The 905-nt window shown below is 80.8% G+C and carries 1 protein-coding gene; it reads left to right on the top strand.

Features of this window, described 5'->3' with window-relative positions; translation table 11 throughout:
• Positions 1–905, top strand: a 905-nt coding sequence (locus IFT36_RS16105; RefSeq protein ID WP_200413676.1) for a flagellar hook-length control protein FliK, incomplete at both ends; no start/stop codon positions are given.

Below are 905 nucleotides of genomic sequence, written 5' to 3'. Positions count from 1 at the left end.
CTGCCCCGGGTCCCGCCGGCACGTCCGCCACCGCGGCGAGCCCCGCGGCCGCCGGCGCGGGTGTGCCCGTCGCACCCGGCGAGCCGACGCCGTCCGCTCCGGGTGGTGCGGTCCGCGCCGAGTCGGCCGCCGGTCCCGACACGGTCGCCGCAGTCGGCGACTCGGCCCGGAACGGATCGCCGATGCGGGCGCCCGCTCCCACCCCCGTCCCGGCAGCGGTCGACCGCGCCCTCACGCCGGCCGCCCTCGTGCTACCCGGCACGCCCGGTCCGTCGAGCGCGACGACCGGCGCACCGTCCGCGCCGTCCGGGCCGTCCGCCACGCCCTCCGGTGCGCCTCCGGCCGGAGCCTCCGCCCCCGCGGCCTCCACGGCGACGCCCGCGGCGTCCACCTCCGCACCCACCCCGGCACCCGCGACCACCGACCCGATCGTGTTCGCCGCCCCCGCGGTCGGCGCGACGTTCCCCGTCGCCGCGACCGCCGCCTCCTCGTCCGCGACCCCGTCGCCGGTCGCCACCCCGCCGGCGCCGTTGACCTCGCAGCTCTCCCGGCCCCTGTTCACGCTCGCCGCGGCGGGCCCCGGGGTGCACGTCGTCACGGTCGATGTCGCCCCCGAGGCGCTGGGCCCGGTCACCGTCCGGGCCCACGTCTCGGCGCACGGCACGCACGTCGAGATGTTCGCCGCGTCGGACGCCGGCCGTGACGCCGTGCGGGCGATCCTCGGCGACCTGCGCCGCGACCTCGCGACGGCCGCCTCCACGACCGCGGGAGGCGCGGGCCACCAGACCAGCGTCGACCTCTCGTCCCAGGACCAGCCGTCCGACGGCCGGGGTGACCGCTCCGGTCAGCTCGGCTCGCCCGGGGCGCAGTCCGGCGCCGACGGAGGCGCCGGGCGACAGGCCCGT

This window comes from Frigoribacterium sp. CFBP 13605 (assembly GCF_014839405.1).
In the GTDB taxonomy this organism is placed as follows: domain Bacteria; phylum Actinomycetota; class Actinomycetes; order Actinomycetales; family Microbacteriaceae; genus Frigoribacterium.
This window is presented reverse-complemented; position numbering and strand designations above follow the sequence as displayed.